This is a genomic window from Salana multivorans (assembly GCF_003751805.1).
Lineage (GTDB): Bacteria > Actinomycetota > Actinomycetes > Actinomycetales > Beutenbergiaceae > Salana > Salana multivorans.
Genome location: NZ_RKHQ01000001.1, coordinates 75,427 through 99,095, shown reverse-complemented (window position 1 = coordinate 99,095; position 23,669 = coordinate 75,427). Strand labels below are relative to the sequence as shown.

The window sequence follows — 23,669 nt, the reverse complement described above, 5'->3', positions numbered from 1 at the left end:
GGTGTAGGTCCGCCGGAGCGCGCGCCGCGGCCCGGCCCTACTGCGCCGACCCGATGTTGACCATCCAGAACGTGCCGTACCGGTCGAGGAGCATGCCGAACTCGTCCCCCCAGGGAGCCTTCGTCAGGTCCTCGAGGATCGCCTGGGCGCCGTCGCTCAGGAGCGCCCACTGGCGGTGCATCTCCTCGGCGTCCTCGGCCCCGCCGAACAGGGACACCGCGATGGACGACCGCTCGGGCAGCTCCATCGACGCCGGGGTGTCGGCGCCCATGAGGACGGCGACGCCGTCCTTGACGATCTGGCTGTGCATCACCTGGTCGGCCTCTGCCGGGTCCTCGGTCATGCCGAACTCGCCGAAGGTGGAGAACCCGACCTCCCCGCCGAGCACGCTCCGGTAGTAGGTCATCGCCTCGCGGGCGTTCGAACGGAACTGAAGGTAGGGCGCGACTGCGATCGTCATGGGAAGCTCCTTCGCCGGTGGCCCCGCGGTCGGAGCCGATGTCGAGACGGTAGACCCGGCTACCGACAAGAACTCATCGGTCACCGCTCTCGCCGCCGCAGGAGGGTCAGCACCTCCGAGTGCGGGGTGTTCGGGAACATGTCGAGGAGCTGTGCGCGCTCCAGCCGCAGCGAGGGCATGGCGGCGAGGTCGCGCGCCAGCGTCGTCGGGTTGCAGGAGGAGTACAGGACGGCCTCGGCCCGGCCGCGCTCCAGCCACGCCGCCAGGTCGGGTCCGATGCCGCGTCGGGGAGGGTTGACCACGACGACGTCCGGGGTGGGCGCGACGTCCGGACCCGACGAGTCCGCGTCGCCGGCCGGTGCGCCGCTCGTCGTGCGGCCCGCCGCGCCACCCGTCGTGTCGGCCTCGCCGCGGCCGACCTCGCCGCGGCGGGTCCCGCTGCCGTCGACCGTCGTGGCGTCGCCGACCTCGAACCGCGCGTTGTCGAGCCCGAGGTCGGCGGCGCTGCGTCGCGCGCTCGCGATCGCCTCGTCGGAGATCTCCACCCCGAGCACGTCGAGCCCGGGGACGGCCCGCGCGGCACTGAGCGCGAAGCCGCCCACCCCGCAGTACAGGTCCCACAGGGAATGCGGCGCGAGCTCCCCGACCCACGCGGCCGCCCGTCGGTAGAGCGCCGCCGCGACACCCGTGTTCGTCTGGAAGAAGGACCGCGGGCGCAGATGGAGGTCGAGGTCGTCGACCGGCATGGTGAGCGTGTCGCCGACGAGCACGATCTCCTGCGCCCCCTCGGTCAGCGCCGCATGCTCCGGCAGCAGGTTGAGCGAGACGACACGCAGACCGGGCAGCTCCGCGAGCAGGTCGGGCAGGTGCTTGCGGATGCGGGTCTCGGCCTCGCGCGAGCGCAGGACGAACCGCACCATGAGCTCTCCGCGCGGGTTGGCCGTGACCAGCAGGTGCTTGAGCTCCCCGCGCCGGGTCGCGACGTCGTAGGGGACCAGCGTCGCGCGCGTGACGAACGACCGCAGCGTCCCGAGCGCCGCCTCGATCGGCTCGACGTGCAGGGGGCAGGCCGCGAGATCCGTCACGGCGCCGACCGGGCCCGCGAGTGAGGGGATGCCGAGCAGCGGCGCGTCGACCGTCCCGCCGACGCTCACCTTGGCCTTGTTGCGGAACCGCTCGCGCGGGCTGCGGACCGGAGCGAGCCAGCCCTCCCTCGGCTCCGGGAGGAGGGCTCGCGCGGCCGCGAGCTTGTCGTCGAGCTGGTCGTCGTAGGACAGCGGCAACCAGGAGCAGGAGCGACACACGTCCCGCTCGAAGTAGTCGCACCGCACGCCCGTCAGCGTACGGGCCGGCGCGGGGCCGTCTTTCGTCGCCTCTGTCCACAGCGGCTGCGTTCCGGTGGCGGACTCGGCGGATGCGAGGCACCCTAGAGGGTACGAGAAGGAATGCGACGGTTCGGGTCCGGATGGGGGCCTGGCCGTCGACGAGCGAGGGGGTGGGTTCATTGGCAGCCAATCGGGGGGCGAGTGATCGGTGACGCCGGCTCATCACTCGGTGCTGCTCATGCTGCGCCAGCTCGGCCGGCGCTACACCTCCGGCCCGCTGCCGGAGTGGGACACGTTCGCCGCCTCGACCCGACTGCTCGCGTTCAACCCGCGCGAGGTCATCCCCTCCACCGAGCGCGACGTGTTCATCGTGGTGCGTGGCCTCGTCAAGATCGTCAACGCCGACCCGGAGGTCGTCGAGCCCTACGTCGAGGAGTTCATCGAGGCGCCGGGCGTCATGGCACCGCGCGCTCGCCCGTCGTGGGCCTCCTCGACCGGGGCCCCGCTCAGCTTCACGCGCGCCCGGTCACGGGCCTGGGGCATCTCGCCCACCGACCTCGTCGCGATCGAGCGCTCGCACCTGTTACGTGCCGACTATCGGGTGCTGGAGGGTCTGGCGGCACGCCACCCGCAGTGGGGACAGGTCCACGCCGCCTTCCTGTGGACCGGCATCGAGTCCGTGTACTCCGCGGCGCGCACGATCCGGCTCAAGGACGCCGAGCAGCGCTACCGGGACCTGCTCAAGCACCGCTCGTCGCTGGCCGCGCGGGTCAGCCAGCGCGACCTGGCCTCCTACCTCAACGTCACGGAGTCGGCCCTCAGTCGGATCGCGCGCCGGGTGCGGGAGGCGCCAACGCCGCCGGCGGCTCCGGCCCGGTCCGCGCGGGCGACGCGGCCTCCTTCGCCGGGTGAGCCCGCGTCGGGCGTCCGGAGGAGTGCGGACCCGAACGGGTCCGCCGCGGCACCGGGCGGGACGCGGCCGGCGCCGACCGAACGGCCCGCGGTACCGAAGGGGCCCGAGCCGGGGGGCTCGGCCGCCGGACCGATCGAGCGATCCTCGACCTCGGACGAGCGCCCCGCGGCGTCGAGTGGGCAGCCCCGGTCAACCGGTCGCGTTCCGACGACGAGACGGTCCGCGGCGCCGACCGGCCGGCCGACGACCATCGGACGACCCGCGCCCGAGGGGCCGACATCGGGGGACGCAGCGGCGACGTGACCGAACCGTGACCTGGACCGGTGCAAGCCGGCCCCGGCCGCGGCACACAGCCAGGACATCACCAGGTTCCACCCCCGAGGAGTCCCGATGTCCCTGACCACGACCGTCCCAGCCCGCACGTCCGCAGGCGCCGCCCCGGCGCGCGGCCGTCCACGTCGCCGCATCCTCGTCGGCCTCTCGCTCGCGGTCTCGGCCGCGCTCGTCGGCGCCTGCTCGAGCGGCGGGACCGACAGCGGTGGCGCCGCCTACGACTCGGCCGCGGACGGTGGCGAGTACTACGCCCCCGAGGCCGGCGACATGCCGGTCGACCCCGGCCTCCCCGGCGGGGTGAGCGGCGCCGAGCGCAGCGTCATCCAGACCGGCTACGTGTACGCCACGTCCGACGACCCGGTCGCCGCGGCCACGAAGCTGGTCGGGATCATCGACGCCGTGGGCGGGCGGATCGAGTCCCAGCAGATCGTCACGGCGTCCGAGTACCGCCACCCCTCGGCCGACCTCACGACGCGGATCCCGAGCGACCACCTGACCGAGATCCTCGCGCAGGTGGGCGACGCCGTCGACGTCGTGGAGAGCCAGCTCACGTCCGAGGACGTGACGGCCCAGGTGGTCGACCTCGACGCCCGGATCACGGCCAAGGAGCTCTCCATCGAGCGCCTCGAGGAGCTGCTCGCCGGGGCGACCACGACCGCCGACATCATCAGCGCCGAGGAGACCCTGACCCAGCGTCAGACGGAGCTCGAGCAGCTCCTCACGATGCGCAAGGGCTACAGCGACGCCGTCGAGATGGCCACGATCACGCTCCACGTCTCGATGCCGGACCAGATCCCGGTCTCCCCGCCACCGGGCTTCACCGGCGGGGTCGCGTCCGGCTGGACCAGCCTCGTCGCGACCGTCACGGGCGTGCTCGTCGTGGTCGGGTTCATCATCCCGTGGCTGCTCGTGGTCGCCGTGATCGGCGGCGCGTGGATCCTCGGCCGGCGCTGGCTCCGCGCGCGCCGCCCGGCCACGCCCGTCACCATCACGACGGTCGCGTCGCCGGCCCCCGCGTCGCCGTCCACCCCGGCGGAGCCGTCCGCGCGGGTGTCGGAGCCGACGGCCCCGGCCGCCACCCCGCCCCGTGGGAGCGAGCTGCCGACCCCGGCACGGCTGTCCGACCCCGTCGCCCCAGCCGGGACGACGGCGGCGGCGACGGCAGCGCCCTCCGCGCCCGCGTCGGAGGCCTCGCCCACCCCGGCCGACGAGTCGGCGCACCCGGAGGCATCCCCCGAGCCCTCGCCGACCGAGCAGGCGCCCGAGCCGCCGGCCTCGACGCGGGACTAGCGGATCGACGCGGGGACCGGTCCGCCCTCAGGGGAGCGCGGGCGCTGCCGCGAGCAGCGCCCGCGTCACCGGGTGCTCGGGCCGGGCCCAGACCCGCTCGACCGGTCCGCGCTCCACGATCTCCCCGCCGCTCATGACCGCGACGGTGTCGCACGTGCGACGGACCACCGCGAGGTCGTGCGAGACCAGCACGAGCGCCAGCCCTCGCTCGCGCTGCAGCGTCGCCAGGAGGTCGAGGATGCCGGCCTGCACCTGGACGTCGAGCGCCGAGACCGGTTCGTCGAGCACGAGCACGCCGGGATCCGTCGCCAGGGCGCGCGCGATCGCGACGCGTTGACGCTGTCCACCGGAGAGGCTGCGGGGCATCCGTCCGGCCGTCGCCGGCTCCAGCCGCACGGACGCGAGCAGCCGGACGACGGCCGCGTCGTCCGCCGCACCCGCGTCCCGCAGGATGCGGCCGACGCTGCGTCGCGGATCCATCGCCCCCAGCGGGTCCTGCGGGACGAGCCGGACGAAGGCGCGTCGGCCCCGCCGCTGCCGCTCGGGCGCCGGGCTCCACGGGGCGCCCGCGAGGGTGACCTCGCCCGCGTCGGGTCGCTCGGCCGCGAGGAGCAGCCGGGCCAGCGTCGACTTGCCCGACCCCGACTCGCCCACGACGCCGAGCGACTCACCGGCGTGCAGCGTCAGGTCGACGTCACGCACGGCGTCGATCGGTCCGGCCGGCGTCGGGTAGACGCGCCGGAGGCCGCGGCCCTCCAGCAGCGGCGGTCCGGTCGGCTCGTCGCGCGCGACGGGCTTCGGGCCGCGGGGGAGCGCGGCGAGCAGGCCGCGCGCGGCGTCGCTCGCCGGGGAGGTCAGGACGCTCACGGCCGGACCCTGCTCGACGACGCGGCCGGCGTCGAGCACGACGACGCGGTCGGCCACCCGCGCCACCGCGCCGAGGTCGTGCGTGATGAGCAGCAGCCCGTGGCCCGCGTCCCGCAGCCGCGCGAGCAGGTCGAGCACGCCGACGGCGACCGTGGCGTCGAGCGCCGTCGTCGGCTCGTCGAGCACGAGGAGGGGCGGCGCCGTCACGATCGCCGACGCGACGAGCGCGCGCTGGCGCATCCCGCCCGACAGCTCCTCCGAGCGCTGACGTCGCCGGACCGGCGGCCGGTCGAGCCCGGCGTCCGCGAGGGCCGTCTCGACGCGCGCGGTCCGCTCGGCTCCGGCCGCGAGGCGGTGCACCGCGAGCGGTTCGGCGACCTCGGCGCCGACCGTCCGGAGCGGATCGAGCGAGCCGAGCGCGTCCTGGAGCACGAGCCCGACCGCGCGCCCCCGCACCTGGCGCCACGCCCGCTGGGACGCGCGCGCGAGGTCGCGCCCGGCGAGGGCGAGCCGCTCGGCCGTCACGTGTGCGCGCGCCCCGCCCTCGCCGGCGAGGCCGAGCAGACTTCGCGCGAGCACCGACTTCCCGGCGCCGGACGCACCGACCACGGCGACGCACTCGCCGGCCGCCACCGTGAGGTCGACGCCGTGCAGGACGTCCGTCCGGCGACCGCGGCCGGCGTCGAACGCGACTCGCAGCCCGCGCACGTCGAGCACCGGAGACGGCTGCCCCGTCGTCATGTCGATGCCCGTGAACCGTCCCGGCGTCCTCATGACGGGCTCACCCGCCCGAGCGCACGCCCCAGCACCGTGAGCGCGGCTGCCGTGACCGTGATCGCGAGACCGGGCCCGACGCTGAGCCACCACGCCGTCGTGAGGTAGACGCGACCCGCGTTGAGCATGGCCCCCCACTCCGCCGCGGGCGGGAGCGCGCCGAGGCCGAGGAAGCCGAGACCGGCGACCCAGACGACGGCCTGCCCGATCCCGAGCGTCACGACGACGACCAGCGGCCACAGCGTGTTCGGCAGGACGTGCCGGGTCAGGCGGCGCCACCACCCCGCGCCCTCGAGCCGCGCGGCCGTGACGTAGCCGGAGACGGCGACGCCCCGCACCCGTGCCCGGAGGATCCGTGCGTACCCGGGCGCCGTGGCGATCCCGACGGCGAGGACGGACGCCGCGAGCCCCGGGCCGCGCACGGCGACGAGCAGCAGCGCGAGGACCAGCGTCGGGAAGGCGTAGAGGATCTCGACGATGCGCGCGACGACCGTCGACAGCCAGCGCGGGCCGAGGCCGGCCGCGAGACCGAGCACGAGGGCGATCGCGACGCCGATCGTCGTCGCGACGAGGCCGACGCCGAGGGAGGACCGCGCCCCGTGCACGACGCGGGTCCACACGTCGCGGCCGAGCTCGTCCGTGCCGAGCGGGTGCCCCCAGCCGGGCGGGTGGAGCGAGGTGGTGACGTCGGTGGCGTCCGGGTCGCCCGGGGCGAGGAGGTCGGGTGCGGCGACGGCGAGGAGCAGGAGGACGACGACGGCGAGGGCCGCCCACCCCGCGACGCCGAGCAGCCGGGCCCTCATCGGTCCTCTCCGGTCGTGGCCGCGCGCGGGTCGAGCAGCCCCTCGACGGCCTCCGTCACGACCGTGAGCAGCACGTAGACGAGCGCGATGACGACGATGGCGCCCATGACGACCGGCACGTCCCGCTGGAGGGTCGAGTCGACCAGCAGCCGGCCGAGCCCTGGCCGGCCGAACAGCGTCTCGACCACGACGGCCCCCGAGACAAGGAAGCCGAACGCCCACCCGGTCAGCGCGACCGTCGGGATGGCGGCGTGCCGCAGCGTGTGCCGCGCGAACACCCGCGTGGGGCCGGCGCCGCGGGCTCGCGCGGTCGTCGCGAACGGGCGCGACTCCGCGTCACCCACGCCCTCGCCGAGCAGCTGGCCGAGGAACCCGGCCAGCGGGATCGCGAGCGTGACGGTCGGCAGGACGAGCCCGGCCAGCGAGCCGGGCGTCGAGGTCGCGGGGAACCAGCGCAGGCCGACGGCGAACAGCGCGACGAGCACCGCCCCCAGCCAGAAGTGCGGCAGGACGGAGGCGAGCACCTCCCAGCCGCGGACCACGGCGACGACGGCGCGGCCCACCGGCGCCAGCCTGCCGGAGACGGCGCGCGCCCACGAGACGAGCCAGGCGGCGCCCAGCGCGAGGAGCCAGCCGAGGACCAGGGCGGACACCGCGAGCGCGGCCGTCGGCCCGAGCGCCGAGAGCACGAGGTCGAGCACCGGCGTGCGCCGGGCGTAGGAGTCGCCGAGGTCGAGCGTCAGGACACGCCACAGCTGGAGCAGGTACTGCTGCCAGATCGGGAGGTCGAGACCGTACTGCGCCCGCGCGGCGGCCACGGCCTCGGGGCCGGCCTGCGATCCCGGCCCGCCGAGCACGGCCTCGACCGGGTCGCCGCCCGCGGCGCGCAGCGCGAGGAAGACGACCGTCGCCGTCACCCAGACGACGAGCAGCGCCCGGCCCGCCAGCGCCGCCACCCGGAGGAGGGCGCGGCGCGACGGGCCGGGCGTCGTCGTCATCGATCGTGCGGTGGGGCGGGTGGGACGCGCGTCAGTCGGTGAGCGACGCGGTCTGGAAGGAGAGCGTCGCGACCGGGTTCGACGTGTCGATGCCCGTGACACCGCGGACCAGGAAGTGGTTCTGCTGGTCGTACAGCGGGAGGATGTAGTAGCCCTCGAGGATGCGGACCTGCGCCTGCTCGAGCAGGTCGGCCCGCTGGGCCGCGTCCTGCGTGGCGGAGGCCTCGTCGAGGAGCGCGTCGAGCTCGGCGTCCCGGACGTAGGCGTGGTTCGCGAAGTAGCCGGACGGCGCCGGCTCGGTGCCGCTGGAGTGGTACAGGATCCGCAGGACGTCCGGCCCCACCTTCGTGTACGGCGCCGACACCGCCTCGTACTCGTGCGCGCCGAGGGCCGCGTACCAGGCCCCGAGGTCGAGCGGGGTGAGGACGACCTCGAAGCCGGCCTCCTTGACGTTCGCCTGGATCTGCTGGAACAGCGCCTGCTCGGCCGGGACCGACTGGTTCGTGCTCACGGGGAACCGGACGCTCAGGCGGGCGCCGTCCTTCGTGCGGTAGCCGTCGGCGTCGCGCTCGGTCCAGCCGGCCTCGTCGAGGAGGGTGTTCGCCGCGTCGAGGTCGTAGGTGAACTGCTCCTCGCGGGAGACCGCCACCGGCTCGACGCTGGAGAGGGGGGAGAACGACGGGACGGCGGTGCTGGAGAACAGCGCCTCGATGCCCGGGCCGGGGTTGGCCGAGCGGATGAACGCCTCGCGCACGCGGATGTCGTCGAACGGCGTCTGCCCGGAGTTCAGCTCGATCCGGTTGACGCTGCCGGGCCGCGGGTTGTCGATGTGCTCGATGCCGAGCGACGCGTCGGCCTCGGCGGCCGTGATCGTGTCCGGCTGCGGGTTGTCGATGACGTCGACCTCGCCCGAGACCAGCGCGGCGTACCGGGTCGCGGCGTCCGGGACGAACCGCCACGTGATCCCGTCCAGCAGCGGCGGGGCCGCCTCGCCCGTCGCGTCGACGTAGTCCGGGTTGGCGACGAGGTCGACCTGCTGCTGCGGCGTCCATCCCGTGACGACGAACGGGCCCGTGCCCGCGGGGGCGAGGCAGTTCTCCTCCATGCCGCGCGCCAGCCCGGTCGGGGACTGGATGGCCGTCCACTGCTGGGCGAGCGACTCCAGGAGCGCCGCGTCCGGCTCGGAGAGGTGGAAGCGCGCGTGACGGTCGTCGACGACCTCCACCTCGGTGACCTTCTCGACGGCGAGGTAACCCGTCGACGAGCCCGTGTCGGGGTCCTGCAGGTGCTCGATGTTGGCCTTGACGGCCGCCGCGTCGAACGGCGTGCCGTCGGTGAAGGTGCGCTCGGCGAGCGTGAAGTCCCAGGTGAGGCCGTCCTCGCTGACCGTCCACTCGGTCGCGAGCCACGGCGTCGTCGTGCCGTCGGCTGCCCGGCCGACGAGGGGCTCGAGGTACTGGGTCGAGATGAGCGCCTGCGGGTAGTTGCCGCCGACGTGCGGGTCGAGGCAGGTCGGCTCGGCGTCACCGCTGGCGTAGACGAGCGTCCCGCCCGCCTGCGTGGGGGCGTCCGTGCCGTCGGACGCGGTCGAGCCGCCGCTCGCCGCGTCCGAGGGCGACGACGGGTCGGGCGCGGGCGAGCCGGAGCACGCGGCGAGGACGAGGGCTGTCGCGGCCGACGCGACGGCGAGGAGCGGGAGACGGCGCACGGGTGGCCTTCCGGAGAGGGTTGTTGATCGCAGTCCAACAATAGGCGTCGCGGATCGTCGACGTCGTAGCCTTGAGCCATGGACACCCCGCGCCGCGCCGGTCGACCGCGCGCCGCGTCCCGGGAGATCCTGGAGGAGGCGGCGTGCGAGCTGTTCCTCGAACAGGGGTACGACGCGACGTCCGTGGCGGACATCACGTCCCGCGCGGGGGTGAGCCGGTCGACGTTCTTCAACTACGTCGAGTCCAAGTCCGACCTGCTCTGGGCGCGGTTCGACGACGGCGTCGAGCGGCTGCGCGCGACGCTCGCCCGGTTGCGGGAGGAGGTGGCGGACGGCGGGGTCGGTCACGATGTCGGGATCGGTGGCGATGTAGCGACGGGTGGCGACGTGGAGAGTCGCGAGGCGCAGGCGCGCGCCGCCCTGGCCACGCTCGCGGCCGACCTGCCGCCCGAGAACGTCGCGCTCGCGTACACCCAGGCCGGCGCGATGGGCCTGGGGGAGGACCTGCGCCTCGCCGAGGCCCGCCGGCTCGTGGCCGTCCGCGACGCGCTGGCCGTCCACCTGCGCACCGCGGTGTCGGACCAGCTCGCGGCCCAGGTGCGGGCAACGGCGCTCGCGGGCGCCCTGCTCGCCGCCGTGCGCGAGTGGTCGCTCGCCGGTGTCGGGCGTCCCGCGCTGCCGGCGGTCCTGGCGCGAGCGCTCGACTGCCTCGGCCCAGGCGCCGCGACGGGTCTCGACGCGGGGACCCGCTGCTAGCTGGCCGGTTCCGGTGTGGACGCCGGGCAACCCGTGTCCACCGCTGGGCCGGATGGGTTCCGCGATCCGGCTCAGGTGTGGCCACGGCGCAGTCCGTGTCCGCCGTTGGGCCGGCTGCGGCGGTCATCCGGCTCAGGTGTGGCCACGGCGCAGTCCGTGTCCACCGTTGGGCCGGCCGCGGCGGTCATCCGGCTCAGGCGTGGCCACCGCGCAGTCTGTGTCCACCGCTGGGCCGGACAGGTTCGGTCATCCGGCTCTCCGGTGGCCACCGCGCGTCCGGCGCCACCACGGGGTCCCGCTCGGCCTCCCCGCCGCACGGCCCCGCCGCTAGCGTGGGGCCGTGCCCCTCAGCTCGCTGTTCCTCGTCGCGGTCGCCGCCGTCGTCGCACCGCTGCTGTCCGTCGCGACGCGACGCGTCGTGCCCGGCGTCATCTTCGAGATGCTGCTGGGTCTGCTCATCGGTCCCGCGCTGCTCGGCCTCGCCCAACCCGTCGGGCTCGTCGACGAGCTCGCGAGCGTCGGCATCGCCCTGCTCATGTTCGTCGCGGGCACCGAGGTCAACCTGGCCGACTTCCGCGGACCGGCGCTGCGCCGCTCGGGCGGCTCGTGGCTCGCCTCGCTGGTGCTCGCTGGGATCGTCGGCGTCGTCGTCGCCCTCGTCAGCAGCGTCGACACGGCGGTCCTCATCGCGATCGGGCTGAGCACGACGGCGCTCGGCACCCTCGTGCCGATCCTGCGCGACCGCCGCGTCCTCGAGCTCCCGCTCGGCCGGGCCACCATGTCGGTCGGCACGCTCGGGGAGTTCGGCCCGATCGTGCTCATCTCGGTGTTCCTCACCGACTCGGCTGGGCCGCTGCCGACGCTCGGCTTCCTCGCGGTGTTCGCGCTGCTCGTCCTCGGCTGGATGTGGGCGGTGCGCCGGTTCCCCTGGCCGCGACTGCGCCGGGCGCTCGCGGCCGGGCTGCACAACCCGTCCCAGCTCCCGGTCCGCGTCGCGATCCTCGCCGTCGTGTTCTTCGTCATCGTCGCCGACGACCTCGGCATCGACGCGCTGCTCGGAGCCTTCTGTGCCGGGCTCGTCGTGCGCCAGGCGGTCGGGATCGATCGCGAGGCCGGCGACGTCCGGCTGTTCGAGGGCAAGATCGAGGCCGTCGGGTTCGGCTTCTTCGTCCCGATCTTCTTCATCGTCTGCGGCATGAAGATCGACATCCACGCGATGGTCGCGAGCCCGTGGACCTTCACCCTCGTCCCCGCCTTCGCGCTGGCGTTCCTCGTGTGCCGGGGACTGCCGTCGTTCGTCGCCTACCGTGGGGTCCTCGGCGACGACCAGGCGCGCCGGCTCGGGCTGCTGGCCGCCTCGGCGATCTCGCTCGTCACGGTGCTCGCGACGATGGGGCAGGAGTCGGGCGCGCTGAGCCCGGCCGTGGCCGCGGCGTTCGTCGGGGGCGGGCTGCTCACGGTCTCGCTCTACCCGGTGCTTGCCCTGCGCGGCATCCGCGGTCCCGCCGCCAGGGACGCGGCCGTCGGCGCGACGGCGGCCTGACCCGGCGGCCCGCCGTGCGGCCCGGGTCGCACGGCTGTCGGGCCGACCAGCGCGTGAGCGCGACCGTCCAGCCGGGGCGACCAGCGGGCCGGGGCCGCTAGATCGCGCAGCCGTCCGGGCCGCAGGCGTCGCCGTCGGCGAGCTGCTGGAGCCGGGGCCGCGACGCGGCCCACGCCTGCTCCAGCGCGGTCGCGAAGACCTCGCTCGGCTGCGCGCCCGAGACCGCGTAGGTCATGTCGAGGACGAACGTCGGCACGGCCTGGATGCCGAGCGCCGCGGCCTCGGCGACGTCCGCGCGCACCGCGGGGATCCGCGAGCCGGAGGCCAGCTCGTCGCGGACGTCCTGCTCCGCCAGGCCCGCGGCGACGCCGATCCGCACGAGCACCTCCTCGTCGCCGATGTCGCCGCCCTCGACGAAGTGCGTCCGCAGCAGCGCCTCCTTGACCTGGTCGGCGACGCCGCTCTCCCGGGCGAGGTGGAGGAGCTGGTGGCCGCGCATCGAGTTGGCGACGACGAGTGCGTCGAAGTCGTAGTCCAGGCCCTCGCCGGCCGCCTGCTGCGCGACGTGCGCGAACATCTGGTGGACCTGCTCCTCCGGCAGCCCCTTGCGCGTGGCGAGGTAGGCGGCCTCGGTGCCGTCGTAGTGCTCGGGCAGCGTCGGGTCGAGCTGGTAGGAGTGCCAGACGACCTCGACCTCGTCGCGGTGCTCGAACGCGGCGAGCGCGCGCTCGAACCGGCGCTTGCCGATGTAGCACCAGGGGCAGGCGATGTCGGACCAGATGTCGATCTTCACGCTCGACGCAACCGCGCGTGCCGCCGTTCCATTCCGCCGTCGCCCCGGCGCCCGGCGACGACGCGCGTCGGCACCGGGCGCCGCGACCGCGGCCGCGACCCGCGGCCGCGACCCGCGACCCGCGATCGTGCCCGCGACCGCCCGCGGGTCGAGGGGCGAGACGACGCGGCCGGACGCCTTGACCACAGAGGGAAGTCATGCCTAACCTCAGTTACATCAGATGTGTCGGAGTCGGATGCATCGACACCCACATCCCTCAGGAGCCTTCGACCCATGCAGTTCTCCGTGCGCGCTCGGGCGAGCCTGGGGGCGCTCGTCCTCGGCGCCCTGCTCGCCCTCACCGGCTGCGGCGTCCCCGGGACCACGCCCGGCAACGACGGCGGCGCCTCGGCCGCCGCCGGCTCGCCGGCCGCCGGCGCCTCTGCGTCCGCCGCCGGGATCGGCCCGGAGGAGACCGAGATCGGGGCTGAGGGACCCGCAGCGGGGGTCCCCGGCGTCGCGGACGGCACCCCCGTCCGCGTCGTCGAGGACGTCCGGCACGACCCGGTCGTCGTCCCGGCGGAGCCGCTGCGCGTCGTGACGCTCTCCGAGCCGACCCTCGACGGTGCGCTCGCGCTCGGCGTGACACCCGTCGGCTCGGTCAACGGGCGCGGCCAGAGCACGATGCCGAACTACCTGCTCGACCGAGCGGAGGGCATCCCGGCCGTCGGCACGGTCGCGCAGTTCAACTTCGAGGCGATCGCCGCGCTGAAGCCGGACCTGATCCTCACCTATGCCTCGGGCGGCAACAACCCCGAGTCGATCGCCATCATGGAGAAGATCGCCCCGGTCTACTTCGTCGGCTACGCCGGCGCGGAGTGGCGCACCACCTTCCGCAACGTCGCGAACGCGCTCAACCGCTCCGACGAGGCCGAGCGGGTCCTCGGCGACTTCGACACCCTCGTCGCCGACGTCGGCGGGCGGCTGCGGGAGGCCGGCTACGACGACAAGACGTTCTCGATCGTGCGCTGGCAGGGCTCCAACGCCTCGCTCATCCTCAAGGAGCTGCCGCCCGGGATGGCGCTGGACGAGCTCGGGCTGGCGCGTCCGCCCGCGCAGGACCGCGAGGGCCGGGGCCACTCCGAGCCGATCTCGCTGGAGAACCTCGCCGACGCCGACGCCGACTACATGTTCTTCGGCACGCTCGGCGGCTCGAGCGTCGACAACCCCGTCGCGGGCGGCACGGCCGACATCACCGGCGCCCAGCAGGCGTACGACGAGGCCGTCGGGACCCCGGGCTTCACGGATCTCAAGGCCTACCGCGACGGCCACGTCATCCTCGTCGACGGCTCGCTGTGGACGTCGACGGGCGGTCCGATCCTCATGACGGGGATCGTCGAGTTCATCGAGGAGACGCTCCTGTGACCCCGCACCCCGGCCAGCCCGCCACCCGTCCGTTCGCGAAGCTCCCGACGACCCGCTCCGCGACCGCGCTGCGCTCGACGATCGGGATGCTGCTCGCGCTCGTGGTCCTCGTCGCCGGCGCCCCGGTCGCGCTCGCCGCGCCCGACGGCGTCGCGATTACCCGCCAGCCGCTGGCCGTGACGGTCACCGCGGGCGACGACGCCGTGCTCGACGTCGTGGCCGCCGACGCCGCCGGCTACCGCTGGCAGGTGCTCGCGGACGGCGAGGACGTCGCCGCAGCCGACGAGACCGCCTGGCACGACGTCGACGCGGCGGCGAACCCGAGCGCGCTCACCGCCGAGCTGACGCTGCCCGCGGCCGACGCCGCGGCGCAGGGGACCTACCGCGTCCAGGTGGCCGGCGCCGACGGCACCGTCGTCACCTCCGAGCCCGCGCTGCTCACCGTGACCCCGGCCGAGGAGACGCCAGCCGAGCTGGTGCCCGCCGAGGAGGTCGCAGCCGAGGACCCCGGGACCGCCGCGCCCCCGGCACCCGCGGAGTCCGCCGAGACCGACGAGGCCGCGCCCACCCCCGCCGCCGCGCCGGCCCCGTCCTCCGGCGAGGGTCGGGTCTCGACGCTCGCCGCCGGCCTCGTCGTGACCAGCCACCCGTCCGACGTCAGCGTCGCCACCGGTGCCCAGGCCCAGTTCCGGGCCGCCGCCACCGGCGGCGTCGGCCAGGCGAGGATCCAGTGGCAGCGCAGCGCGAGCCTGTCGGCGTCCGGCCCGCCGGCGGGCGACCGGTGGGTCGACCTCGCCGGTGAGAACAGGGCGACGCTCACCGTGACCGCCGGCGCCACCCCGCACCAGGGCAACCGCTGGTACCGCGCGGTGTTCACCGACGACGCCGGGGCGACGGTCGCGACCGACCCCGCGAAGCTCACCATCGCGGCGAAGCCGACCATCACCGCGCACCCGGTCGGCCAGACCGTGCGCGTCGGCGAGGACGCCACGTTCACCGTGACCGCGACCAGCGAGACGCCCGCCGTCACGCGGTGGGAGTCCACCCGGACCGCGCTCCCGAACGGCGAGCCCGACGACAGCACGTGGGCCGCGGTCGACGGCGCGACGCAGGCGACGCTCGTGGTCCCGGACGTCCGACCCGGCGACCACGGCACGTTCTACCGCGTCGTCGTCACCAGCGACGCCGGCTCCACCACCTCCTACCCCGCGCAGCTGCGGGTGACCGAGCGTCTGGACACCCGCGGTTCGGTGACGGTGACGGGCGAGTCGTACGGGCCGGAGGGGACGACCCCGACGCCGTTCAGCGTGAGTGCGCCGAACGCCGTCGTGGCCGGCCAGCCGATCGTCATCGAGGGGCGCAGCTACGTCCACCCGGACGGCGCGCAGGGCTCGGTCGCGATGTTCATGATCGACGCCTCGTACTCGGGCGACCCGAGCACGCTGCTCTCGACGCGCGACATCGTCCACCCGGTGACGGGGGAGGTGTTCGCCGACAAGCGCTCGCACGCGCTCGTCCAGGCGAACGCCGACGGCACGTTCCGGGTCGAGATCCCGTGGCCGGACGAGACGAACACCACGAGGGACGCGGAGTTCTTCGCGACGAGCTGGGCGCCGGGGACGCAGCACATGGTGCGCATCCTGACGGGGTCCCAGCTTGCCGGCGACTACCAGCGCGGCATCACGGTGCGCTTCACCGTCGTCGGGAGCGCGACGGACCCGGCCACCGCCCCCGTCGTCACGGTGCAGCCGGCCGATGCCTCCGTGACCGCGGGGGAGACCGCGACGTTCACCGCCGCCGCGTCCGGCACGCCCGCGCCGTCCGTGCGCTGGGAGTCCAGCCAGCCCGGCGGCCCGTGGGTCGAGCTCGCCGGTGCCACCACCGAGACGCTGACCCTGACCGACCTCACCACGGCCCGGTCGGGCACGCGGTACCGAGCCGTGTTCACGAACAGCGCGGGCACGGCGACGAGCGAGGCCGCCACCCTGAGGGTCGCGGCCAGCGGCATCGCGATCACGACGCAGCCGACCGACCAGAGCGTCGAGGCGGGGGAGACGGCGCGGTTCACCGCGACGGCGGCCGGTGCCGAGATCACGACCCAGTGGGAGCGCAGCCGGGACGGCGTCACGTGGGAGACGATCCGCGGCGCCACCGCGTCGGTCTACCCGCTCGGACCCGTCGTGGCCGACGACGCCGAGTGGCGCTACCGCGCGCGGTTCACCAACCCCGGCACCACCGAGGGCGTCGTGACCGACCCCGCCTCGCTGACGGTGACCGCGCGGGCGAACGTCCGCGAGTACTGCGGGCTCTCCTACGGTCCCGCCGGCCACGCGGGCGAGCCGTTCTGCTTCACCGGACCCGAGCGGGTCGTCGTCGGCGAGGACATCGTGATCCGTGGCACCCGCGGTTACCTCGCGACGGACGGGCGCACCGGCTCGGTCGTCAACTTCTTCCTCGACGCGCTCTACTCGGGCGACCCGAGCACCGTCTACGTCAAGCGGCCCGTGACGAACCCGATCACGGGCAAGCCGGTCGACGACCGCCGGACGCACGCGATGGTCCAGGCGGCGAGCGACGGCACGTGGACCGCGACCATCCCGTGGCCGACGCTCGCCACCGTCTCGCCCGCCTCGGACGGCGGCGCGAGCTTCACCCGGGCCGAGCTCGACGCGCGCTTCGCGCCCGGCACGACCCACGCCGTCCGCATGCTGTCGGGGTCGCTGCTGAGCTCGCCGGCTGACGTCCAGCGCGGCTCGACGCTGCTCTTCACGGTCGTCGAGGACCTCGCCGACCCGATCCCGGTGACCGAGCCCGTGTACCCGCACGAGACGTACCACTCCGCCGTCGCCGGCGACCACGCGACCGCCTGGGTGCCGTCCACCGCGGACTCGGGGCTGCCCGTCCAGCTCACCGGGACGGGCTGGCTGACGAAGGACCGCGCGGCGGGCTCCGTCGTCGACGTCCGGCTCCTGGACTCCGACGGCACGCCGTACCGGCGCGCCGGCACCGCGGACGACCCGCACGACGATCCGGCCGACCCGACGATCTGGCAGCGCGTCCACGTGCGCGCCGACGGCGTGCTCGACGCGAGCCTCGACCTGCCGGCGGAGGTGACGGCGGGCTCCTACGTCGCGGTCCGGCTCACGACGCGCGACGACGGCACCGCGCTCGGCGACGTGGCGCGCGAGTGGACCTCCCGGCCGCTGACGGTGGACGGGACGCCGTGGACCGCGCCCGTCACCGAGGGCTGCACGGCCACGCCAGCCGAGGCGACCTACCAGCTCGCGCCCGGCATGGCCGTGCCAGCGGCGAACGTCGGCGGGACCATCCGGCTCACCGGCGAGAAGTGGTGCAACACCGTCACCGGCAAGGGCTCCTACATCGCCATCAAGATCAACGACGGTGCGTTCTCGCACAAGGGCAGCGGCTCCGCCAGGGTCTTCAACGCCGAGCTCGGCGAGGAGACGGGGCTGTGCGCCGCCGGCATCTGCCGGACGAACAAGACCATCTGGTACGTCATCGAGGCGGCCGACGACGGCAGCTTCGACGTCCAGGTCCCCCTGCCGGACCGGACCAGCTCGACGCCGGCGTTCGGGGAGGGGGCGTACACGCTGCGCATCATGACCGCGACGCTGGCCGGCGACCCGTACTACGGCGGCGTCCGCGAGGCCTCGCGCACCATGCAGACGCCCGAGTTCACGGTGGTCTGCGAGACGTGCGACACGTCCAACGCGACGCCGGGCGAGCCGACGCTCGCGCCCGACCCGCCGCACGCGACGCAGGACCTCACCCAGGCGACGCGGGGCGGGGTGAGCGTGACGCAGGAGGCGACGCGCTGGCTCGTCACCGTGCCCGCCGCGGCCCCGGGGGACTGGGTGTACGCGAACGTCTACGACGAGATGTCGCCGCGCTTCCCGTGGGGCGCGCGCTGGTTCCAGGTGGACGCGACGGGCCGGATCGCCCTGCCGCTCGCCGGGGTGACGCTCCCGGTCGGGACGAACAGGCTGTCCGTCCAGGACCGCACGGGCGCGCTGCTCGGCTGGACGACGGTGACGGTGCTCGCCCCCGAGACCGCCCCGCCGCCGGTCACGCAGCAGCCGGTCGACGGCGCCGGGAAGGCGTCGTCGGGCGCCCTCACCCGCCCCCGCACGACCATCCGGACGGCCCCTCAGGTCCTCGGCGCGGCCCAGCCGCGACCGGCCGACCCGGCCCCGGCCCCGGTCGGGGCGTACACGGACCTCGACGACACGAACGTCGGCGACGTCACCGCCGTCGAGACCGAGGACGGCCTGGTCGTCACGCTCCCCGGCGTGCCGGGCGGGGCGTGGGTCTTCCTCCACCTGTACACGGAGGACGGCCGGGTGATCCCGGTCGACTGGGTCCAGGTCGGGGCCGACCACACGTTCACCGTGCGGCTCGGCACCCTCCCCGACGGCCTGCACCGCCTCACCATCACCGACGCCACCGGGACGCTCGTCGGCTGGCTCGCCGTCAACGGTCCGCAGCCGCTCGCAGCCGCGGCCGAGGCGGAGAGGACCGACGACCAGGCGGACCCGGACCCGGTGGCCGCCCTGACCGCTGGCACGCCCGGCGCCGTCGCGGGCGCGCAGGACCCGACGCCGACCCTGATCCTCGTCGGTCTCGCGCTCCTCGTGCTGGCCGGCGCCGGCGCCGCGGCGATCACGCTGCGCGGTCCCGCACCGACGACGAAGCCCGCCTGAGGAGGCCGGACGACATGATCCACCACACGACCGATGGCACGACGACCACGCGCGCGACGACCGCCGCGCGGACCCGCGGGGGGCGCCGCGTCGCCAGACGCGGGCCGGGGCGACTGCTCGCCCTGCTCCTCGCGGTCCTGGTCGGGGCGGCGGGCGCCGTGCTCGGCCTCGGCGGTGCGGCGCTCGCGCTCCCGCCGGACGGTCCGGGACCGGAGACGCCGGGCACCTCCTCCCGCGTCTGGCCGACCGAGGTCCGGCCAGGCGACCGGCTGTACTTCGAGGTGTCCGGGTACCCGGCGAACGAGACGGTCTACATCAAGATCGACGACGGACAGATGTGCTCCGACACCTCCCACGGCGCCTGCGTCTACGCGACCCAGGCGCTCGACGCCACCGGTTACGCGAGCGGGTCGATCATCGTGCCCGACCTCGCCGAGGGTGCCCACTGGCTGCGCATGCTCGCCACGGGGGACGTCTTCGACTCCGTGACCGGCGAGAAGCTCGGCTACGAGGGCTACACGCGCCGCGGTGGCAACGACTTCACGGTCGTCGCCGGCGCGAGCGGGGGAGCCGACGGGACGGGCGGTGGCGGTGACACCGGCGCGGCCGGGGCCGCCGGCGGGTCCGGCGCCGCGGGCGGAGCAGCGGACGGGGCGTCCGGCGGTGCCGGTGCCGCGTCCGGTGAGGACGCGGCCGGCGGATCGGTCACCCTCGACCTGGGCGAGGAGGCCGCCCCGAGCGCGGAGCCGACGGTGACCTCGACCGAGGACACCCCGGCGGAGACGGCCGAGGAGCTCGCGGCGACGCAGGACGCGTCGGCCGACGGCTCCGTCGCCCCGGTCGTCGTCGCCGAGCAGCCGCCGGCCTCGAGCGTCCCCGTCGTCGGGATCGTCGTGCTCGGCGGAGCCGTCCTCGTGGCGGCGGCGCTGCTCGGCTGGGCGCTGGCCAAGCGGCGCCGGAGCGCGCCCGCGGCTGGCAGCGGGGAATGATCGGGCCGAGCGAGGAGGCGACCGGGGAGACCGTCCTCGTCGTCACGCCGGGGGCGAGCGACGCGGCGCCCGGGGCGTCCGTGCCACCACCCGTGCGCCCTGGCCCGCCGACGATCACCCGTCCCGGTGCGGTCAAGGCCGGCGTCCTCGTCCTCACGCTGGCGGCGCTGGCCGTCGCGGTCCTGCTCTCGCTCTCGGTCGGCTCGAACCCGATCCCGGTGGGCCGGGCGTGGGAGCTGCTGCGGCACCCGGACGGATCGATGGACGCGACGGTCGTCCACGGCCTGCGTGTCCCGCGGACGCTGCTCGGCATCGTGGTCGGCGCCGCGCTCGGGGTGGCCGGCGGCCTCATGCAGTCCCTCACCCGGAACCCGCTGGCCGACCCCGGCATCCTCGGCGTCAACGCGGGTGCGTCGATCGCCGTCGTGCTCGTCGTCGCGCTCACCGGCGTGAGCGGCATCGGGTTCTACCTGTGGTTCGCGTTCGCTGGCGCCGCGCTGGCGTCCGTGGCCGTCTACGCCCTCGGCACGTCGCACCGCAACGCCGCGACCCCGGTCCGGCTGGCGCTGGCCGGTGTCGCGATCAGCGCGGCGCTGCAGGCCCTCACGCAGACGATCATCCTGGGCGACCAGACCGCGTACAACGAGTTCCGCTACTGGGTCTCCGGATCGCTCGAGGGCCGGCTCTACCCGATCCTGTCGATGATCACGCCGTTCGTGCTGGCCGGTCTGGTCGTCGCGCTGCTGCTCGCGCCCGCGCTCAACGCGCTCGCCCTGGGGGAGGAGACCGGGCGGGCGCTCGGCGTCCGCGTCGGCCTGACGCGGGCCGGGACGATGGCGGCGATCACGCTGCTGTGCGGCGCCGCCACGGCCGCGGTCGGCCCGATCGCGTTCGTCGGCCTGGCCGTTCCGTTCCTCGCCCGGCGGCTGGTCGGCTCCGACCAGCGCTGGGTGATCGCGTTCAGCGTGTTGCTCGGCCCCGTCTGGCTGCTCGCCGCCGACGTCCTCGCCCGGGTCCTGGTCCGCCCCGAGGAGCTGCCGGCCGGCATCATCGCCGCGCTCATCGGGGCCCCGGTGTTCGTCCTCATCGTGCGGCGACGCACGATCGCGGCGCTGTGAGCGTCGCGTCCGTCCCGGACCGGGACGTGCTCGCTCGGGGCGTCGCGGCCAGCCTCCGCCGCCGGCACACGACCGTGCGGCTGGGCCGGACCGGGATCCGGTTCGCCACCCGGGCGGCGCAGGTCAACGCGGCGCTCGTCGCGGCCGCCGTCGTCGCGGCCGTCGTCGGCATCATGATCGGCGACTACGGCATCGGCCTCGACCAGGTGGGCGCCTCGATCCTCGGGGTGGCGGACGACCAGCTCGCCCAGTACTTCGTGCGGGAGGTGCGGCTGCCTCGCGCGGTGTGCGCGCTGCTGGTCGGTGCCGCGCTCGGGATGAGCGGCGCGATCTTCCAGACCGTGTCCGGCAACCCCCTCGGCAGCCCGGACATCATCGGCTTCACCACCGGTGCGGCGACCGGGGCGCTCGTCCAGATCATCCTGCTCGACGGCGGAACGCTCGCGGTCGCGATCGCCGCGCTGCTCGGCGGTCTCGTCACGGCCGCGATCGTCTACGGGCTGTCCTGGCGGGCCGGCGTCGCCGGGTTCCGGCTCGTGCTGGTCGGCATCGGCGTCGGTGCCGCGCTCGGGGCCGTCAACGCGCTGCTCGTCGTGAAGGCCTCGCTCGAGGCGGCCCAGACGGCCGCGCAGTGGCTCGCCGGGTCGCTCAACGCCACCCTGTGGCCCGAGGCGCGGGCGGTGGCGATCGCGCTCGCGGTCCTCACCCCCGTCGCGATCGGGTGCTCGCGCGCGCTCGCCCAGCTCCCGCTCGGTGACGAGACGGCCACCGGCCTGGGCGTGCGCGTCGAGCGGTCGCGGCTCGTGCTCGTGCTCGTCGGCGTCGGGCTCATGGGCGTCGCGACGGCCTCGACCGGGCCGATCGCCTTCGTGGCGCTCGCCGCTCCCCACCTCGTCCGGCGACTGGCGCGGACGCCCGGCACCGGGCTGATCGGCTCCGCGCTCATGGGCGCCGTGCTGGTGCTCGTCTCGGACATCGTCGCGCGCCGGCTGTTCGCGCCGACCGAGCTCGCGGTCGGCGTCATCACCGGGTCGCTCGGCGGTCTCTACCTGATCTGGCTGCTCGCGATCGAGAGGAAGCGGCTGTGACCGATGCGCGGATGGGCCCCACGACGTCGGTGCCTCCCGGGACGCCGACGGCGGCCGGGACGGCGTGGCACGGGGCGGCGAGCCGCCTGCGTGCCGAGCGGCTGCGGGTCGGGTACGGCCAGTCCGACGACATCCTGCACGACGTCGACGTCGCCGTGCCCGAGGGCGAGCTGACGGTCATCGTCGGCCCGAACGCGTGCGGCAAGTCGACGCTGCTCAAGGCGCTGGCGCGGATGCTCGCGGCCCGCCAGGGGCAGGTGCTGCTCGACGGGCAGCCGATCGGGACGCTGGCGCCCAAGGCGGTCGCCCGCCGGCTCGGGCTGCTGCCGCAGGGCCCGACCGCGCCCGACGGGATCACCGTGTCCGACCTCGTGGCGCGCGGCCGCTACCCGCACCAGAACCTGCTGCGGCAGTGGTCGGCCCGCGACGAGCAGGCCGTCGTCGAGGCGCTCCTGGCCGCGAACGTCGCCGACCTCGCCGACCGCAACGTCGACGAGCTCTCCGGCGGTCAGCGCCAGCGGGTGTGGATCGCGATGGCGCTCGCCCAGGAGACCCAGCTGCTCCTGCTCGACGAGCCGACGACCTACCTCGACATCGCGCACCAGGTCGAGGTGCTCTCGCTCACCCGGCGGCTGCACCGGTCCGGTCGCACCGTCGTGCTCGTCCTGCACGAGCTGCACCTCGCCTTCCGGTACGCGACGCACCTCATCGTCATGCGCGAGGGTCGGATCGTCGCCGAGGGTCGGCCGGAGGAGATCGTCACGGCCGACCTCATCGAGCGCGTCTACGACCTGCCCTGCCGGGTCGTGCCGGACCCGGTGACGGGCCGGCCGCTCGTGCTGCCGCTGGACCAGGACGCCGCGTGGGTCGCCGGGCGTCCGTGACGGGGCGTCGTCGCCGCGCCGGACCGGTGACGGTCGGGGCGCTCGCCCTCGTCGGCGCGGTGCTGGTCGCCGGGTCCGCCGCCGGGTGGTTCCGGCCGGGGGCTGCGGTCGGCGGGGCCTCGGGGAGCGACGGGTCGAGCGCGGCGCCGGCGGCGACGCCGAGCGAGGCGTCGACGCGGGACCCGATCGGGGGCGCCGACCCCGTGGAGACGGCCCGGACGCCCGAGCCCCGCGAGGTCCCCGAGACCCGCGCGCCCGGTCTCGCGGACGCGGTGGACGCGACGTGGGTCGCCGCGGTCGCTGCGGCCACGGGCATCCCGGAGCGCGCGGTCGCGTCGTACGCCGGCGCCGAGCTGCGGCTGCGCGCCGAGCTCCCGGGCTGCGGCGTCGACTGGGCGACGCTGGCCGGGATCGGCTGGGTCGAGTCGCACCACGGCGAGATCGACGGTCGCGTGCTCGGCGCCGACGGGCGCCCGGTGCCCGAGGTGATCGGCATCGCGCTCGACGGCACGTCGACGGCGCTCATCCGGGACACCGACGGGGGAGCGCTCGACGGCGACGCGACCTGGGACCGGGCGGTCGGGCCGATGCAGTTCATCCCGGGCACGTGGGAGCGCTACGCGGCGGACGGCGACGGGGACGGCGAGACCGACCCGCACCAGCTCGACGACGCCGTGCTCGCCGCGGCGCGCTACCTGTGCGCGGCCGGCGGCGACCTGACGCGGGGCGAGGGCTGGATCGCCGCGGTGGCCGCGTACAACGACAGCGACGCGTACAACGCGCGGGTCGCCGAGGCCACGTCGTCCTACCGGGCGACGGCCTCGGGGATCGGCTGAGGCGTCCCGTCTCGGCCGTCAAGACGCCACCGTTCCCCACTTCCGATCTGAAGAAGGTAAGCCTAA

At 75.2% G+C, this 23,669-nt stretch carries 18 protein-coding genes; 11 read left to right on the top strand and 7 right to left on the bottom strand.

What is annotated here, in order from left to right; translation table 11 throughout:
- Positions 1-37 precede the first annotated feature (37 nt).
- Positions 38-460, bottom strand: a complete 423-nt coding sequence (locus EDD28_RS00635; protein WP_123737869.1) for a VOC family protein — start codon at positions 458-460, stop codon at positions 38-40.
- Positions 461-540: 80 nt separating this feature from the next.
- Positions 541-1,791, bottom strand: a complete 1,251-nt coding sequence (locus EDD28_RS00630) for a methyltransferase domain-containing protein (protein ID WP_245967854.1) — start codon at positions 1,789-1,791, stop codon at positions 541-543.
- 202 nt (positions 1,792-1,993) lie between these two features.
- On the opposite strand from EDD28_RS00630, the gene EDD28_RS00625 reads away from it, so the two are divergent.
- The gene (locus EDD28_RS00625) at positions 1,994-3,001 is read left to right on the top strand and encodes a Crp/Fnr family transcriptional regulator (protein WP_148059500.1); all 1,008 of its coding nucleotides are present in this window, start codon (positions 1,994-1,996) and stop codon (positions 2,999-3,001) included.
- Positions 3,002-3,088: 87 nt separating this feature from the next.
- Positions 3,089-4,321 carry a DUF4349 domain-containing protein gene (locus tag EDD28_RS00620; RefSeq protein ID WP_123737866.1) on the top strand — a complete coding sequence of 411 codons (1,233 nt, stop codon included), beginning with the start codon at positions 3,089-3,091 and terminating at the stop codon, positions 4,319-4,321.
- Between the two features lie 27 nt (positions 4,322-4,348).
- On the opposite strand, the gene EDD28_RS00615 is transcribed toward EDD28_RS00620, so the two are convergent.
- From EDD28_RS00615 to EDD28_RS00600, 4 genes are read right to left on the bottom strand one after another with little or no spacing between them, the layout of a single operon-like run.
- Positions 4,349-5,962, bottom strand: coding sequence for an ATP-binding cassette domain-containing protein (locus tag EDD28_RS00615; protein ID WP_245967853.1), 1,614 nt, complete (start codon positions 5,960-5,962; stop codon positions 4,349-4,351).
- Entirely contained in the window at positions 5,959-6,765 is an 807-nt protein-coding gene (locus tag EDD28_RS00610; RefSeq protein ID WP_123737865.1) for an ABC transporter permease, read from the bottom strand. The genes EDD28_RS00615 and EDD28_RS00610 overlap by 4 nt, the downstream gene beginning before the upstream one ends.
- Complete coding sequence (locus tag EDD28_RS00605) at positions 6,762-7,763, bottom strand: ABC transporter permease (protein ID WP_123737864.1); 1,002 nt, start codon at positions 7,761-7,763, stop codon at positions 6,762-6,764. Before EDD28_RS00605 ends, EDD28_RS00610 begins: the two co-directional genes overlap by 4 nt.
- 31 nt (positions 7,764-7,794) lie before the next feature.
- Entirely contained in the window at positions 7,795-9,471 is a 1,677-nt protein-coding gene (locus EDD28_RS00600) for an ABC transporter substrate-binding protein (protein WP_123737863.1), read from the bottom strand.
- 78 nt (positions 9,472-9,549) lie between these two features.
- Here EDD28_RS00600 and EDD28_RS00595 point away from each other — a divergent pair, with 78 nt between their 5' ends.
- Complete coding sequence (locus tag EDD28_RS00595) at positions 9,550-10,227, top strand: TetR/AcrR family transcriptional regulator (RefSeq protein WP_123737862.1); 678 nt, start codon at positions 9,550-9,552, stop codon at positions 10,225-10,227.
- A 340-nt stretch (positions 10,228-10,567) separates the two neighbouring features.
- Positions 10,568-11,770: a cation:proton antiporter gene (locus EDD28_RS00590; RefSeq protein ID WP_123737861.1), complete on the top strand. Its 1,203-nt coding sequence runs from the start codon at positions 10,568-10,570 to the stop codon at positions 11,768-11,770.
- Positions 11,771-11,867: 97 nt separating this feature from the next.
- On the opposite strand, the gene EDD28_RS00585 is transcribed toward EDD28_RS00590, so the two are convergent.
- Positions 11,868-12,563 carry a DsbA family oxidoreductase gene (locus tag EDD28_RS00585; protein WP_123739841.1) on the bottom strand — a complete coding sequence of 232 codons (696 nt, stop codon included), beginning with the start codon at positions 12,561-12,563 and terminating at the stop codon, positions 11,868-11,870.
- Positions 12,564-12,836: 273 nt separating this feature from the next.
- On the opposite strand from EDD28_RS00585, the gene EDD28_RS00580 reads away from it, so the two are divergent.
- Genes EDD28_RS00580 through EDD28_RS00550 form a run of 7 tightly spaced genes read left to right on the top strand, consistent with a single transcriptional unit; the run spans position 12,837 to position 23,603 of the window.
- A complete protein-coding gene (locus tag EDD28_RS00580; protein ID WP_123737860.1) occupies positions 12,837-13,967 on the top strand; it encodes an iron-siderophore ABC transporter substrate-binding protein in 1,131 nt (376 codons plus the stop codon).
- Positions 13,964-18,688, top strand: coding sequence for an immunoglobulin domain-containing protein (locus tag EDD28_RS17765; protein WP_245967852.1), 4,725 nt, complete (start codon positions 13,964-13,966; stop codon positions 18,686-18,688). The genes EDD28_RS00580 and EDD28_RS17765 overlap by 4 nt, the downstream gene beginning before the upstream one ends.
- Positions 18,689-18,702: 14 nt before the next feature.
- The gene (locus tag EDD28_RS00570; protein ID WP_123737859.1) at positions 18,703-19,677 is read left to right on the top strand and encodes a hypothetical protein; all 975 of its coding nucleotides are present in this window, start codon (positions 18,703-18,705) and stop codon (positions 19,675-19,677) included.
- Positions 19,674-20,795, top strand: coding sequence for a FecCD family ABC transporter permease (locus EDD28_RS00565; protein ID WP_123737858.1), 1,122 nt, complete (start codon positions 19,674-19,676; stop codon positions 20,793-20,795). Before EDD28_RS00570 ends, EDD28_RS00565 begins: the two co-directional genes overlap by 4 nt.
- Entirely contained in the window at positions 20,792-21,883 is a 1,092-nt protein-coding gene (locus tag EDD28_RS00560; RefSeq protein ID WP_123737857.1) for a FecCD family ABC transporter permease, read from the top strand. Before EDD28_RS00565 ends, EDD28_RS00560 begins: the two co-directional genes overlap by 4 nt.
- An 11-nt stretch (positions 21,884-21,894) precedes the next feature.
- Positions 21,895-22,767: an ABC transporter ATP-binding protein gene (locus tag EDD28_RS00555; protein WP_123739840.1), complete on the top strand. Its 873-nt coding sequence runs from the start codon at positions 21,895-21,897 to the stop codon at positions 22,765-22,767.
- The gene (locus EDD28_RS00550) at positions 22,746-23,603 is read left to right on the top strand and encodes a lytic transglycosylase domain-containing protein (protein ID WP_170169303.1); all 858 of its coding nucleotides are present in this window, start codon (positions 22,746-22,748) and stop codon (positions 23,601-23,603) included. The genes EDD28_RS00555 and EDD28_RS00550 overlap by 22 nt, the downstream gene beginning before the upstream one ends.
- The last annotated feature ends 66 nt before the right edge of the window (positions 23,604-23,669 follow it).